The following is a 12989-nucleotide window of genomic DNA, read 5'->3' on the forward strand; positions in this document are numbered from 1 at the left end:
CTCAAATTGACAGAGTGACCAAGGTTGTAATATCAGGGAAATCGCTTCGCTAACTGTTCGCTATGTCTCCGAACAAAGTGTTCGCGATGTCCCCGGTCCATACACTCCCGGAGGGAGAGGGAGCTGATGTGTGATGAAGTGAAAATCTGCTTTTGCTTTTAGTCCCCTCTCACTCTGGGAGAGGGAGCTGATGTGTGGTGAAGTGAAAATCTGCTTTTGCTTTTAGTCCCCTCTCCCTCTGGGAGAGGGAGCTGATATGTGGTGAAGTGAAAATCTGCTTTTGCTTTTAGTCCCCTCTCCCTCTGGGAGAGGGTTAGGGTGAGGGGCTCTTGACCTTGGCTAAATCCAGCAAGGCCTTGCGCCACGGCGCCTGAGCCGGCAACGCCAAAAAGCTCTCATTGAGCAACGATTCACGCGCCGGGTAACTGAACGGCTCACCATCGAGTTGCAGCACAACGCCGCCAGCACCTTCCAGTACCCCTTGCGCCGCCGCCGTGTCCCATTGCGAAGTCGGCGCCAGACGCGGATAGCAATCGGCCGCCCCTTCAGCCAACAAGCAAAACTTCAACGAACTGCCAACACTGACCAACTTCAACTCGCCCAACTGTTCAGTCAATCCCGCCAACAGGCGCTCTTGCGCAGGGCTGGAATGCCGACGGCTGGCGACCACCGTCAATGCCTCACCCGCAGGCGGCACGTGACGCACGCTAATAGGCGCAATTACATCGCCATCGGCACGCCAGGCCCCCAAACCAGCACCACCGTAGTAACAACGGCCGCTGGTCGGCATGGATACCACGCCAAACACGACGCGCCCGCGCTCAATCAGCGCAACATTCACGGTGAACTCTTCACTACCGTTGATAAATTCCTTAGTGCCGTCCAACGGGTCAACCAACCACCAGCGCGTCCAGCCAGCACGAATGCCTTGCGCAATATTGGCGTCCTCCTCGGACAATACCGGGATGCTCGGGTCCAGGGCCGTCAAGCCGTCCAGCAGCACATGGTGTGCCGCTAGATCAGCCGCGGTAACCGGTGAGTCATCCGCTTTAGCGGTCACTGCAACATCCGCACGCCAGAACGGCAGAATGGCGTCCCCTGCGGCATGGGCCAGTTTGATAACGCCTTCCAGCAACGGGTGCGGCCACTCACTCACGGTTGAAACTCCCCACGCTGGGTCAGCACATCTCGCGCCAAATACAACGCAGCCAATGCACGGCCTTCGCTGAATTGAGGGTTGAGCACCAAGCTCGACAGCTCACGCAGATTCACACGATCAACGCGCATCGGTTCAGGCTCATCGCCTTCCAGATGTTCTTCATAGAGGTCTGTGGCCAATACCACCTGAATTTTTTGACTCATGTAACCGGGAGACAGTGACAGTTCGGTCAAATGCTCCAACTGACGTGCGCCGAAGCCCGCCTCTTCTTTCAACTCTCGTTCGGCAGCGGCCAGAACGTCTTCGCCCGGCTCAATCAGGCCTTTAGGCAAGGAAATTTCGTACTCGTCGGTGCCGCCGCAATACTCTTCAACCAGAATCGCGTGTTCGGCGTCGACCATCGCCACAATCATGACCGCGCCATAACCGTTACCGCGCCCCACTAACCGCTCATACGTGCGTTCAACGCCATTGGAAAAGCGCAGCTGCACTTCTTCGACTCGAAACAATCGGCTACTGGCAACAATTTCGCGGGCAAGTACGGTGGGTTTTTGGCGCATAGCGGCTCCTCAATATGAACGGGTTACTATACCCCGGCTTTTCCGATTGTCTGTGTCGGATGTTTTTCAATTGCGGGAGAAGTTTTACATGACAGCCTTACCTTGGGGCGACATTGATACTGTATTGCTCGATATGGATGGCACGCTGCTCGACCTGCATTACGACAATCATTTTTGGCTGGAACATTTGCCGCAGCGTTATGCCGACCTGCACGGCATTAGCCGGGCGATGGCCGATCTGGAACTGACACCGCTGTTTGAGCGCAATGCCGGCCTGCTGAAGTGGTATTGCCTGGATTTCTGGAGCGCCGAATTGAAACTACCGGTGCGCGAACTCAAGCTCGAAACAGCGCACTTGATTGCATTGCGCCCCGATGCAGACACCTTTCTGGCCGCAGTCAAGCAAGCCGGTAAACGGGTGATCATGATCACCAATGCTCACCGCGATTCACTTTCATTGAAATTGGAGCGCATTGAGCTGGCGCCCTACTTCGAACGCCTGATCAGTTCCCACGATTACGGCTTCCCCAAGGAAAGCCCGGCATTTTGGGATGCTTTGCAGGCCGATATTGGTTTTGATCCGGGCCGCAGCCTGTTTATCGACGACACCTTGCCGATCCTGCGAAGCGCCCGTGCGTATGGCGTGGCTCACTTGCTGGCGGTCAAACAGCCAGACAGCAACAAGGGCCCGAAAGACACCGAGGAATTTGCCGCATTGGAGGATTATCGAGCGTTGCTGAATGGCCTGTAACCATGCCCGTGTAGCCGTTGCCGAAGGCTGCGATGAGCGTCGACAGCTCATTCGCAGCCTGCGGCAGCGACTACAGAGGTTTATTCAGGAATACGCAGGGTCTGGCCCGGATAGATTTTGTTCGGGTCCTTGAGCAGCGGTTTATTGGCTTCGAAGATTTTGTTGTACAGGTTGGCATCACCGTACACGGTTTTGGAAATGGCACTTAGTGTGTCACCCGCTTTGACCACCACAAAACGCGAGGCCACAACCACTGGCCCGGTAACCGTGATCTTGTCTTCAACACTGCTCACGCCCTGAATGTTGCCCGCCGCCAGAATGATTTTTTCTTTCTCTTCTTGCGTGGCCACTTCACCGCTCACCGTCACTTTGTCGCCTTCAACGGTGGCCGTGATATTTGGATTGCCCAACCCAACTTGCTCGACGTGCTTTTTCAGTTCCTCGCCCGCGTGGGCATTGCCCGGTGTCAGTAAGTCGATCACTTTTTCGCCAGCTTCTTTGATAAAGTTAATAATACTCATGAATCACGCTCCTAGGGTTGAGTTATCCAGATACATAAGCGTAGACCAACATTGGCAGAGTACGTTTCATGGCCGGCACGTTAGAATCTGGCGGTGAGTCACGCGTGGAGCGACGATGGACATTAAACAGCTGAAATTCCTGATTGCCCTCGACGAAACTCGGCATTTCGGACAAGCCGCCGCGCGATGTCACATTACCCAACCCACACTGTCCATGCGCCTGCGCAGCCTGGAGCAAGAGCTCGACTTGCAACTGGTCAATCGCGGCCAGCGCTTTGAAAGCTTTACGGCGCCTGGCGAACGCGTCCTCGCCTGGGCCAGAACGGTGCTTGCTGCCTATGACGGGCTCCAGGCCGAAGCGGCCGCCTGTCGCGGTAACCTGATCGGCACGCTGCGCATGGGTGTGGTGCCTTTGTCGAGTTTCGACCCGTTACCTTTATTACATCGCTTGCACCAAGAGCATCCCGAACTGCGCTTTGAGTTGTCGGCGCTCAGTTCTGAACAAATACTTGAGCAACTCGCCAGTAACCGGCTGGACGTGGGCGTTTCTTACCTTGACCGCCTGGATCACGCACGTTTTGATTTTCAGGCCTTCGGCGAAACACGCATGGGACTGCTTTACGACCAGCGGCATTTCAGCTTCGGCGAGCAGCCGTTGAGCTGGGAAGCGCTGATTGAATTGCCGCTGGGCCTGCTCAGCAGTGGCATGCACTTTCGTCAGTCCATTGATCATAACTTTCACAGTCGCGGCCTTACGCCCAAGCCGTTGATCGAAACCGATGCAGTTCATCAATTGCTTCAAGCCGTTCACGGCGGGCTCTGCTGTGCGGTGATGCCCTTGGATGGCGGCCTTGAAGCACTGACCGATGACTTGCGGCTGCACCCCATTGCAGAGGCTAAAACCCTGTCTCAACTGGGCCTGATCATGCGCCGGGAAGCACCGCGCTCCGCCCTTGCGGAAGCCTGCTTTGCGCTCTACCAAAAATCACTCAAGCCCGATTGATCGACGCCATCTATCGCTAGATCAATGCTAGCGATTAGACGCGACCTTGTGCCGCGCCTAGGCTTAGTACTGACCTCTACGTCGGTATTGCCTTATGAACGCCAAGCGCCCGGTGTGCCCGGCGCCCGCCTCAATGTCGGCCGCGCCCGCTGCCAGCCAGACCTATCAGTACACGGCAATGGACCACAGCAGCCGTGGCGAAACGGCTTTGGCCGAAGAAGTCGCGCTGGCGATTGCCTATAACGGCATCAGTCAGGCCGTGATGCTGGTCACCCCCACAGACCTTGAAGACTTTATTGTCGGCTTCAGCCTGGGCAGCGGCATCATTCATGACGCCAGCGAAATCTATGACCTCAAACTGACCGGTAACGGTTCGGCTCAGTATGCTCAGGTCGAAATCGCCAGCCGTGCCTTCTGGAATCTCAAACAGCAACGCCGCCAGCTGGCTGGCACCAGTGGTTGCGGCCTGTGTGGCGTTGAAGCAGTTGAACAAGCGCTGCCGGATCTCAAGGTGCTGGCGGGCGCAGCGTTGCCTCCCGTGCAGTGGCTAGACGGCTTACGCCAGCGTATCAGCGACTTTCAACCTTTGGGCCAGCATTGCGGGGCCGTACATGCCGCGGTGTTTATGGACGGTCAAGGCCAGTTGGTGATGGGTCGCGAAGACATTGGCCGGCATAACGCCCTCGATAAATTGATCGGCGCACTGGTACGCAAGCAGATCGATCTGACCGGTGGTTCAGCCATTGTCACCAGCCGGTGCAGCCTTGAGCTGATCCAAAAAGTACTGCGCGCGGGCATTCAAACCCTTATCAGCCTGTCTTCACCGACCGGGCTGGCGTTGCAATGGGCCCGCCGGCACAACCTCAACCTTATTCATCTGCCACAAAAAAGCGCGCCTCGGGTGTACAGCCCGGCGCAGGAGAATCAACCGTGAGCACGCATCATCAAGCCGATAAAACCCCAACTCCACGCTACAAGCCCTACAAAGGCCCGGCAGGCGGCTGGGGCGCGCTGATCAGTGTGGCGCAGGCATGGTTGACCAGTGATAACGCGCTGAAAAACCTGCGCATGATGCTCAAGACCAACCAGAACGGCGGTTTCGACTGCCCCGGCTGCGCATGGGGCGACTCGCCTGAAAGCGGCCTGGTGAAGTTCTGCGAAAATGGCGCCAAAGCGGTGAACTGGGAAGCGACCAAACGCCGGGTGGATGCCGCGTTCTTCGCCAAATACAGCGTCAGCGCGTTGTTGGAGCAAAGCGACTACTGGCTGGAATATCAAGGCCGCCTGACTGAACCCATGCGCTATGACGCCGACAGCGACCGCTATGTGCCTATTAGTTGGGAAGCCGCATTTGCGTTGATCGCCCGGCACTTGTTGAATCTCTCTAGCCCTGACGAAGCCGAGTTTTACACCTCGGGGCGAGCCAGTAACGAAGCCGCCTATCTGTACCAACTCTTTGTGCGGGCATTGGGCAGCAACAATTTCCCGGACTGCTCAAACATGTGTCATGAGGCCAGCGGCGTGGCCCTGGCCCAAAGCATTGGGGTGGGCAAAGGCACCGTGACCTTTGACGACTTTGAACACGCCGACGCGATTTTCGTGCTGGGGCAGAACCCCGGCACCAACCACCCACGGATGCTGGAGCCTCTGCGCGAAGCCGTGCAGCGCGGCGCTCAGGTGGTGTGCGTAAACCCGCTCAAAGAGCGCGGTCTGGAGCGCTTCCAGCACCCGCAGCACCCTCTCGAAATGCTCACCAACGGCGACCGCCCGACCAACACCGCTTATCTGCGCCCGGCGCTGGGTGGCGACATGGCACTGCTGCGGGGCATGGCCAAGTTTCTGCTGCAGTGGGAGCGCGACGCTCAAGCCGCTGGCGAGCCAGCCGTGTTTGATCACGGGTTTTTGAATGAGCACACCGCCGGTGTTCTGGATTACACCGCCAGCCTTGATGACACACCGTGGGATCACATCGTCGAACAGTCAGGCCTGACACTGGTCGACATCGAGCGTGCCGCACGTATGTACCTCAAAGGTAAAAACGTGATCATGTGCTGGGCGATGGGTATCACCCAACACCGGCATTCGGTGCAAACCATTCAGGAAATTGCCAACCTGATGCTCCTGCGCGGCAATATCGGCCGCCCCGGTGCAGGTCTGTGCCCGGTACGTGGCCACAGTAACGTGCAGGGCGACCGCACAATGGGCATCAACGAACGCCCGCCCGCAGCGTTTCTTGATGCGCTGGAGCGTCGTTTCCAATTCAAGGTACCGCGTGAAAACGGCCACAATGTGGTTGAAGCCATCCACGCCATGCTTGAGGGGCGCGCCAAAGTATTTATTGCCCTGGGCGGCAACTTTGCCCAAGCCACGCCAGACAGCCCACGCACCGCCGAAGCGCTGCGCAATTGCGACCTGACCGTTCAGATCAGCACCAAACTCAACCGCAGCCATTTGATGCACGGCAAAGAAGCCTTGATTCTGCCGTGCCTGGGCCGCACCGATATCGACATCCAGGCCGAAGGTCCGCAAGCCGTAACGGTTGAAGACTCGTTCAGCATGGTGCATGCCTCAAACGGCCAATTGCAGCCCTTGTCGAATCAGATGCGTTCGGAGCCCGCCATTATTGCTGGCATTGCAGCCGCGACCCTGGGCACTTACCCCATTGACTGGAACTGGACGGTGGCTGACTACAGCCGCATTCGCGACCTGATTGCCGACACCATTCCCGGTTTCAAAGATTTCAACGAGCGGATTAAACACCCCGGCGGTTTCTACCTCGGCAACTCAGCAGGCGCCCGGCAGTGGAACACACCCAGCAAACGCGCCAACTTTCGGCCCAATCAATTGCCCCATGATCTGGTCGATGCCCGCGCCCGCGCCAATGGCCGTCTGCCTGATTTGATTCTGCAATCGATGCGCTCGCACGATCAGTACAACACCACCATTTATGGCCTTGATGACCGCTATCGTGGCGTTAAGGGGCAACGTGACGTGCTCTTCGTGAACGAAGCCGACATCATCCGCCTGGGCTTCAAGCCGGGACAAAAAGTCGACATCGTTTCGATCTGGAATGATGAACGTGAGCGTCGGGTGAAAAACTTCACGTTGCTGGCATTCGATATTCCGGCAGGTCAGGCGGCGGCATACTATCCAGAGGTCAACCCGCTGGTGCCGCTTGAGAGCACGGGGGACGGTAGCCACACGCCGACGTCCAAGTTCGTGGCGATCTATCTGGAGCCCGCGACAGCGTCGAACATGATTGTGGCCAAGGCGGGTTAAACGGCGGGACCTCACCCACAAAAAAGGCCGTTTCCTCACGAAAACGGCCTCATCGAACTAATTAACAGACCGCCAAAAACCCGATAAGTTCCCTATCAAAAACAATAACTTAGAGAATTGTGTACAACTCGTGTTACTGGTCGGATTTCGATTGTAACCAACCCTTTTGAGGCTCAGGATCGCGCCGTCATCCATTTGAGACTCACCTATGAAGCTCACCTCTATTCTCTTGTTGTCCCTTGGCCTGGTCAGTGGCGTTGCCTCGGCCGGTGGCACCACCGAAGCCGGTGTAGGCGGCGCATTAGGCGGAGTTCTTGGCGCCGTAGTTGGACAACAGCTCGGCGGCTCGACCGGCTCTGCCATTGGCGCAGGCGTCGGCGGCGCAGCGGGCAGTGCCGTGGGTGCTGACAAGCGCAGCCGTGGCGAAGCCGCTATTGGTGGCGCGCTCGGGGCCGCAGGCGGCAACGTTCTGGGCCGTAGCGTCGGTGGCAGCACGGGCGCACTGGTCGGTGCAGCAGCGGGCGGAGGTGCCGGCGGTGCGCTGGGCAACTACATGGGTAATAAAAGCGACGCCGATGATCGCCGTTACAACAACCGCGACAACCGCCGCTATTACCGCGACGACCACCGTGGCCGTGGCCATGCGTACGGTCATCGCAAAAAGAACAAACATCGTCATCATTGATACCCAACGACGGGAGCCCACAAGGCTCCCGTTTTTGTTGGCGCTTAAAATTGTTTCAATGCATTACGCCCGCCTGTTTAACCCCTGTCATGCAAGCTGCATGACTCGGCAGAGCCTTTGATTTTTTAACCTGCTGAAAAATAAAGAAAAACCTAAAAACACAGATTGGCACACCCCCTGCAATCTCCTGAGTGAACGTCACAACCAGCCACTTCAGGAGCACAACAAAAATGATCGGGACAACAGAAAACTATCCCGCGGCCCTGCAAGACACCTCAGGACACTCCGGTGTTTCCTGGGCTGCCATCTTTGCCGGTGCCGCTGCCGCTGCCGCACTTTCTTTGCTGCTTTTGATGCTTGGCGCAGGATTGGGCTTTTCCGCCGTATCGCCTTGGGCGAATGAAGGCGTAGGGGCTAAAGGGCTAGGCATTACTGCCATTATCTGGCTCGCTGTGACGCAAATTATCGCTTCGGGCATGGGCGGCTATCTGGCCGGCCGTCTGCGGGTGAAATGGGCCAGCCTGCATGGCGACGAGGTGTACTTTCGCGACACCGCGCACGGCTTTCTGTCGTGGGCAGTAGCTACGCTGGTCACAGCCACATTGGTCGCTGGTTCAGTGAGCAGCGTAATTGGTAGCGGTGTGCAAGCCGGTGCCAGCGTAGCCTCAGGTGCAGCCTCGGCCATGAGCAGTGCAGCCGGTAGCGCCGCAGGCAGCCAAGCGAATAAAGGGGCGGGCAATGGCACTGATTACTTCATCGACACGCTGTTTCGCGATGATCGCGGCACTGCAGTCAGTGAAGACGCTGCCCACGGCATCGTGACCCGCATCTTTGTGCGCAGCCTGGGCAACGATGGCCAACTGAGTAACGAAGACCGTACGTACTTGGCGCAGATCGTCGCCCAACGTACCAACCTGAGCCAGCCAGAAGCTGAGCAACGGGTGGATCAGGTCTACACCAAAGCTCATCAAGCCATCGAAGAAGCCAAAGTAAAAGCCAAGGAAGCCGCAGACACAGCAGCCAAGGTTGCCGCCTGGACCACCCTGTGGATGTTTATCACCCTGTTGATCGGCGCGTTCTTCGCCAGTCTGTGCGCCACCTTCGGTGGTCGCCGCCGCGATGCAGTGACGTACGTAGACCACACCACTACTACCCTTCGTTAATTCTGGAGAATAAAAATGCGCTCACTTCTGCTGTTTTTTCTCGGTATTCCAATCCCGATCATCATCCTGATTGCGCTGTTTGTTCATTGATAACAGTGCAATAAACCAAGAGCGGCCTTCACATTGAAGGCCGTTTTTTTTGCTGACTAAACCGGCAGGCAAGGGCAATCTGGTCCAGCCAATGCATCGGCGGAACAGATTTTGGGGTAATACCTGGCAACGAATCACCACGTGGGTATAAACGCGGTGCATCTAGGCTTTGCAGTTCAGCCCGGACAAGGACCTGTCCGAGCACGTGCTAGCAGGAGCGTTTATGCACACCGCCCCACCCCATGATCAGTGGCTGGAACTCACCCACATTCTCTCTCTGCTGCTCACTCAGGGCCGCGTTCATCCCGCGTGTGCCGAGCAAGCCATGATCCACAGCGGTGAAGCCCCTCACGTGCGCACGCACCCGCTGGTATTTCTGGCCGGCCAGCAGCTCAAGGACCCCAGCCGGCCCGGCAAAACCCTCGATATTGAAACCCTCACCGCCTGGCTCGCCCATCAGTGCCACTTGCCTTATTTGCGCATCGATCCGCTCAAAATTGATGTGACAACGGTCACCGGGCTGATGCCGTTCGCGTTTGCTCAACGGCATCAAATCCTCGTCGTGGCGACAGATGAGCAGACCGTCAGCATTGCCTGCACACAGCCCTGGGTGCGCAATTGGGAGGCAGACCTCAAGCAGGTGCTCAAACGGCCTATCAGGCGAGTCCTGGCCAACCCACAGGAGATTCAGCGGCTGACTGTGGAATTTTACGCCTTGGCAAAATCGGTCACTGGCGCCGCGTTGAATGATCAAAACAACGGCAGCCAGACCGGCCGTGAACAGCTACTCACCCTCGGGTCCCACGATCAAGACGCGGATGCCAATGATGCACACATCGTCAATATCGTGGATTGGCTTTTCCAGTACGCCTTTGAACAACGCGCCAGCGACATTCATATCGAGCCGCGTCGAGAGCAGGGTTGCATGCGCTTCCGGATCGACGGCGCGCTGCATGACGTTTACCCGTTCTCCCCACAGGTCACGATGGCGATAGTTAGCCGCCTCAAAACATTGGGCCGCATGAACGTTGCCGAAAAACGCAGACCGCAAGACGGGCGCCTGAAAACCCGAACCCCGGCCGGTACGGACATTGAATTGCGACTTTCCACGTTGCCCACCGCTTTTGGCGAAAAATTGGTCATGCGTATTTTCGATCCTGACGTGGTGCTCAAAACTTTCGACCAGCTGGGTTTTAGTGCGGATGACCTGCAGCGCTGGGAGCGCATGACCCGTCAAACCAGCGGTATTATTTTGATTACCGGCCCTACCGGCTCAGGCAAAACCAGCACCCTCTACGCGACCCTCAAGCAACTGGCCACGCCGCAGGTCAACCTGTGCACCCTGGAAGACCCAATCGAGATGATTGAGCCGGCCTTTAATCAAATGCAGGTGCAACCCAATATCGACCTGACGTTCGCCAATGGTCTGCGCGCCCTGCTGCGTCAGGACCCGGACATCATCATGCTCGGCGAAATACGCGATCTGGAAACGGCTGAAATGGCGATCCAATCCGCGCTGACCGGCCATTTGGTGCTATCCACCCTGCACACTAACGATGCGCCGAGCGCAATCAACCGCTTACAAGAACTCGGTATTGCGCCTTATCTAATAAAAGCGGCCCTGCTCGGTGTCATGGCTCAACGGCTGGTTAAAACCCTGTGCCCGGAGTGCAAGGTCGAACAGCCCTTGACGCAACATGACTGGCAGAGCTTCGCGGCCAACTGGCACACCTCGGTGCCCGCACACACCTGTCGTGCAAAAGGCTGTCAGGAATGTCGGGGCAGCGGTTACAGCGGGCGAGCCGGGGTTTACGAGATTATGGTGATGAGTGACCGCCTGCGTGCCCTAATTGGCCCGCAAACCGATGTAAGTGCCCTTCGTCGCGAAGCCTGCGCTGAAGGCATGCAACCTTTAAGGCTGGCAGCAGCCAGTAAAGTGGTCGCAGGCCTGACTTCAATGGAAGAAGCATTACGTGTGACGCCCGAGATGGTCTCCCGACGACCCGTTAATATTTAGGGCGATGGCAGGCTTACAGCGGAACTAGACTGACATATGGAGTATCAAACACTCATATAATTTATTCGGAGTCACCGTTATGCGCCTCAAATATGCTGTCGCCGCTATCGCCCTGTTGTCCCTTCCTGTTGGTTCAGCAATGGCCGACACATTTTGGCGTAATGTGTTGTCTTCGGGTGCCACAACAGGGTCCACGTACCTGACCTTCAAAAAAGACCGTAAGGTCATTGCCGCCCAAGATGATGCGGGGAGCTTTGTAGCCAGCAATGGCTCGATTCGTGGCCCGTACCTGGAGTCCGCCATGCAACAAGTGCGCGCGGATAACCCGCAGTTGAATGTGAGCGACATGGAATTGGCCAACGCCATTCTGGCCAAAAACGCTACAGCGGAGTAATCCTCCCGGCTCCCGTAATTACCGGCTCCTGGCCTACGCCGCGGCTGTGTAATTACGGGATGCTGACCTGCCATTCAGCCCTCATACAGAAATTTCACCCGATATGAGTCACGCTCTGGGTATGATCTGAACCTGTGTTCCCATACCTATTCACATCGGACGTCTTGCCGCTATGAGCTCACTGCCTTTCCTGCCGTTTTCCAAACCCACTATTGATGAAGCCACCATTGCTGCCGTGGGCGACGTATTGCGCTCAGGCTGGATCACCAGCGGGCCAAAGGTTCAGGCGTTCGAAGCCCAGCTTTCGGAGTATTTTGGCGGTCGCCCGGTGCGTACCTTCAACTCCGGCACCTGCACGATGGAAATTGCTCTGCGCATCGCGGGCATCGGTGCTGGAGACGAAGTCATCACCACCTCTATTTCATGGGTCGCAACGGCCAATGTGATTCTCGAAGTCGGCGCCACCCCCGTATTTGCCGATATAGACCCGGTGACTCGCAATATTGATCTGACAAAAGTCGAGGCGGCCATCACGCCACGTACCAAGGCAATCATCCCGGTCTATCTGTCGGGCTTGCCAGTGGACATGGAGGCCCTCTACGCACTGGCCAAAAAACACAACCTGCGGGTGGTTGAAGATGCCGCACAAGCCTTGGGCTCAAGCTGGAACGGCCAACGCATCGGCGCACGCGGTGATTTTGTATCCTTCAGTTTTCAGGCCAACAAGAACATCACGTCATCCGAAGGCGGCTGTTTGGTACTGAATAATGAAGAGGAAGCGCGTCTGGCCGAGAAGTACCGCCTGCAAGGCGTTACCCGCAGTGGCTTCGATGGCCTGGACGTGGATGTATTGGGCGGCAAATTCAATATGACGGACATTGCGGCCGCCATTGGTCTGGGCCAGTTTGCCCATATCGAAGCCATTACGGCGCATCGCCGCGAGTTGGCTAAACACTACTTCGACAGCTTCGGCCCTGAGTTTGAGGCGCAGTACGGTGCGCAACTGCCGGTGGCTGACTTCAATAACACCAACTGGCATTTATTCCAGCTCGTGCTGCCTGAACGCAAAGACGGTGAACCTGCCCGCGCTACCTTCATGAAAGAGATGCAGGCGCTGGGTGTCGGCGTGGGTTATCACTACCCGCCGATTCACTTGTTGAGCTTGTATCGCGCGCGAGGGTTTAGCGAAGGCATGCTGCCAATTTCCGAACGGGTCGGGCGCTTGATCGTATCGCTGCCGATGTTTACGGCAATGACCAAAGCCGACGTCGAGCGCTCGGTGGCGGCGGTGAAAGCGGTATTGAAAGACGCGTAAACCACATCCCCCGTAGCAGCTGCCGAAGGCTGCGTCCGGCGACACCGTCGTC

General features: G+C 57.1%; 12 protein-coding genes. 9 read left to right on the forward strand and 3 right to left on the reverse strand.

What is annotated here, in order from left to right; all coding sequences use genetic code 11:
- Window positions 1-313: 313 nt before the first annotated feature.
- Window positions 314-1156, reverse strand: a complete 843-nt coding sequence (cysQ, locus tag EQV93_RS21135) for a 3'(2'),5'-bisphosphate nucleotidase CysQ (protein ID WP_122785305.1) — start codon at window positions 1154-1156, stop codon at window positions 314-316.
- On the reverse strand, window positions 1153-1719 hold the full coding sequence (gene nudE, locus EQV93_RS21140; RefSeq protein WP_146426285.1) for an ADP compounds hydrolase NudE: 567 nt from the start codon (window positions 1717-1719) through the stop codon (window positions 1153-1155). Before nudE ends, cysQ begins: the two co-directional genes overlap by 4 nt.
- A gap of 88 nt (window positions 1720-1807) precedes the next feature.
- Here nudE and yrfG point away from each other — a divergent pair, with 88 nt between their 5' ends.
- Window positions 1808-2470, forward strand: coding sequence for a GMP/IMP nucleotidase (gene yrfG, locus EQV93_RS21145; RefSeq protein WP_122785307.1), 663 nt, complete (start codon window positions 1808-1810; stop codon window positions 2468-2470).
- A gap of 80 nt (window positions 2471-2550) precedes the next feature.
- Here the strand turns inward: yrfG and lysM are convergent, their stop codons facing one another.
- Window positions 2551-2991, reverse strand: a complete 441-nt coding sequence (gene lysM / locus EQV93_RS21150; RefSeq protein ID WP_240892397.1) for a peptidoglycan-binding protein LysM — start codon at window positions 2989-2991, stop codon at window positions 2551-2553.
- Between the two features lie 115 nt (window positions 2992-3106).
- Here lysM and EQV93_RS21155 point away from each other — a divergent pair, with 115 nt between their 5' ends.
- The 8 genes from EQV93_RS21155 to EQV93_RS21190 all read left to right on the forward strand — a co-directional run bounded on the left by EQV93_RS21155 (window position 3107) and on the right by EQV93_RS21190 (window position 12937).
- On the forward strand, window positions 3107-3994 hold the full coding sequence (locus EQV93_RS21155; protein WP_146384994.1) for a LysR family transcriptional regulator: 888 nt from the start codon (window positions 3107-3109) through the stop codon (window positions 3992-3994).
- A 94-nt stretch (window positions 3995-4088) separates the two neighbouring features.
- A complete protein-coding gene (gene fdhD / locus EQV93_RS21160) occupies window positions 4089-4928 on the forward strand; it encodes a formate dehydrogenase accessory sulfurtransferase FdhD (RefSeq protein WP_122785310.1) in 840 nt (279 codons plus the stop codon).
- On the forward strand, window positions 4925-7273 hold the full coding sequence (locus EQV93_RS21165) for an FdhF/YdeP family oxidoreductase (protein ID WP_122785311.1): 2349 nt from the start codon (window positions 4925-4927) through the stop codon (window positions 7271-7273). Before fdhD ends, EQV93_RS21165 begins: the two co-directional genes overlap by 4 nt.
- Before the next feature lie 208 nt (window positions 7274-7481).
- Window positions 7482-7958, forward strand: coding sequence for a YMGG-like glycine zipper-containing protein (locus EQV93_RS21170; RefSeq protein ID WP_122785312.1), 477 nt, complete (start codon window positions 7482-7484; stop codon window positions 7956-7958).
- A 230-nt stretch (window positions 7959-8188) separates the two neighbouring features.
- Window positions 8189-9121 (forward strand): hypothetical protein, encoded by a 933-nt coding sequence (locus EQV93_RS21175; RefSeq protein WP_122785313.1) that lies wholly within the window; start codon window positions 8189-8191, stop codon window positions 9119-9121.
- Window positions 9122-9434: 313 nt separating this feature from the next.
- Window positions 9435-11228, forward strand: coding sequence for a GspE/PulE family protein (locus tag EQV93_RS21180; protein WP_240892398.1), 1794 nt, complete (start codon window positions 9435-9437; stop codon window positions 11226-11228).
- A gap of 79 nt (window positions 11229-11307) precedes the next feature.
- Window positions 11308-11622 carry a DUF2388 domain-containing protein gene (locus tag EQV93_RS21185; protein ID WP_122785315.1) on the forward strand — a complete coding sequence of 105 codons (315 nt, stop codon included), beginning with the start codon at window positions 11308-11310 and terminating at the stop codon, window positions 11620-11622.
- 172 nt (window positions 11623-11794) lie between these two features.
- The gene (locus EQV93_RS21190) at window positions 11795-12937 is read left to right on the forward strand and encodes a DegT/DnrJ/EryC1/StrS family aminotransferase (RefSeq protein WP_240892399.1); all 1143 of its coding nucleotides are present in this window, start codon (window positions 11795-11797) and stop codon (window positions 12935-12937) included.
- Window positions 12938-12989 lie beyond the last annotated feature (52 nt).

This window comes from Pseudomonas sp. TMW22091, assembly GCF_022496705.1.
Taxonomy (GTDB): Bacteria; Pseudomonadota; Gammaproteobacteria; order Pseudomonadales; family Pseudomonadaceae; genus Aquipseudomonas; species Aquipseudomonas saxonica.